The sequence below is a fragment of the Pedobacter sp. 01N416 genome, assembly GCF_056399685.1.
In genome coordinates this window covers 1-2,428 of record NZ_JBFTRT010000683.1, presented here as the reverse complement: position 1 = coordinate 2,428, position 2,428 = coordinate 1, and the positions used below count along the sequence as shown (strand labels likewise).

Here is a 2,428-nt window from a genome sequence, read left to right as displayed (position 1 = left end):
GAATGGTAGAATCGGCAATGGAGTTTATCCGCATGTGTGAAGACCAGAATTACTATAATCTGGTGATCTCGATGAAAGCCAGTAATACCCAGGTAATGGTTCAGGCTTATCGTTTGTTGGTAGAAACCATGGCTAAAGAAGGGATGAACTATCCTTTGCATTTAGGCGTTACCGAAGCAGGTGATGGAGAAGATGGCCGCATTAAATCAGCCGTTGGCATTGGAACCTTATTAGAAGATGGTTTGGGTGATACCATTCGTGTTTCGTTAACGGAAGACCCTGAATTTGAAGCACCAGTTGCTAAAGCCCTGGCAGACCGTTATGCTTTAAGGAGTCCGAAGTCTGAAGTCGGAAGTCCCGAGTCGACTACACTACGCTCTACGCCCCACGCCCCCCGCCCAACTTATTCCCCTTACGAGTACAATCGCCGTATTACCACTGCTGTACAGCATATTGGTGGGCATCACCATCCGGTAGTGATGATCGATGTTTCGAAGGAAAACTTAAAAGATCCTTACTTTTTAAGTTCAATTGGTTACAATTACAGTGCAGGTTTAGATAAATATAACTTGGCCGATCAGGCTTGCGATTTAGCCTTCTTAGGTGATAATTTGCCATCTTTTTCTTTCCCTGGGAATTTAAAGCAAGTTTATAATTACGAAACCTGGTTAAAACTTAACGATAAAAACAATTGTCATCCTTTATATACGCTTGCCGAATATGGTTCTGCGGATGTTAAAGACGAATTTTTGAATTTCGTACAGATTGATTCAAAACAATTTAGCGATGCAACAATTGCACAATTGGATAACACCGTTGTTTTAATTTTGGAGACTTCTGCAACACATGGGATGGCTGAACAAAGGGCCTTTTTTGTTGCTTTGCAGGAGAAAAATATTCAGATCCCGGTAATCATTAAGAGATCTTACCAAGATGCAGATGCCGATCATTTAATGCTTTATGCTGCAACCGATATTGGCGCTTTATTTACCGATGGCTTTGGAGATGGGGTATGGATTGATGCAGAAGGTCAAAACCTTTCGTTGATTAATTCTACCAGTTTTGGGATTTTACAGGCTACACGTACACGCATCAGTAAAACAGAATATATTTCTTGCCCAAGCTGCGGAAGAACACTTTTCGATTTACAAGAAACCACTCAGCTGATCCGGTCACGTACCGATCATTTAAAAGGAATAAAAATCGGTATCATGGGCTGTATTGTTAATGGGCCAGGTGAAATGGCCGATGCCGATTACGGTTATGTGGGCACCGGCCCAGATAAAATTACCTTATACCGTGGTAAAGAAGTAGTAAAGAAAAATGTAACTACCGCCTATGCGCTTGATGAACTGATCGACATCATTAAAGATGATGGCAACTGGGTAGAGAAGGTTTAATAATTAATACTACGCTGTAGTTTGTATACTCACAAACCACTATGCTGTCATTCTGAGCGCAGCGAAGAATCTATATCCTGGGTAGCACCGGATTACAAACTACTGCGCCATTATCAATACTAGCATAGTTTTAACAGCACCAATATTCTTAGCAGATTCTTCATTGCATTCAGAATGACAAAGACTAGAGCACCATTTAAATTTGTAATCAATAAATCCTAAATTGCCTTAATGAATATCCCGGAGTTTCAATCCCTGTTTAACGAACTTAGAAATTGGCTTGCTGGCAAAGGCCTTGCTGATGGCGAACTCGTTTATTCTTACTTTTTTATCGGGTTGCTTGGCGTTATTCTATTTTTGTTCATCACCATATTTTTAACCCGACAGCTTTTTATCGGTGTGGTAAAAAGTGCAAAAACAAAGTCAGACTGGCAAAAAGCTTTATTCGAATTTAGGGTTTTCAGGGCTTTTGCTTTAATATTTGGGGCCTATATCATCTATAATGTTGTTCCTTATCTTTTTATCGATTTTACAAAAGGGTTGTTTTATGCTTTAATATTTGCTAAAATCTACATGGTTTTAGCCGTAATGTTTGCTGTAAATGCATTTCTGAATGCTTTGGTATCCATCATGGAATCATCAAAGAAATACGCCGATAAACCCATTAGAAGTTACAAACAGGTAGCCAAAATTGTATTTTATATTGTTGGTTTTGTGCTCATCCTGTCCATTATTCTTGGCGAATCACCGCTTTATGTTTTCGGTGGTTTTGGCGCAGTTACCGCTGTTTTCATTTTGGTTTTCAGAGATCCGATTTTAGGTTTTGTAGCTTCTGTACAAATGAGTGCCATTGATCTGGTTAGGGTAGGCGATTGGATTACAGTAGAAAAATATGGGGCAGATGGTGAAGTAACCGAAATTAATTTAACCACCATTAAAGTGCGTAATTGGGATAAAACGGTAACCATTGTGCCGAGTTACGCTATTGTGAGCGAGTCGTTTAAAAACTGGCGAGCAATGGAAGAAAG

Annotated in this window: 2 protein-coding genes; both read left to right on the top strand. The window is 39.7% G+C overall.

The window, feature by feature from the left end:
* Nucleotides 1–1,400: flavodoxin-dependent (E)-4-hydroxy-3-methylbut-2-enyl-diphosphate synthase (locus tag AC1DND_RS25780; RefSeq protein ID WP_477585425.1), on the top strand; the 1,400-nt coding region annotated here is incomplete at its 5' end.
* 231 nt (nt 1,401–1,631) lie between these two features.
* The coding region (locus tag AC1DND_RS25775; protein ID WP_477585423.1) for a mechanosensitive ion channel family protein at nt 1,632–2,428 on the top strand (797 nt) is incomplete at its 3' end.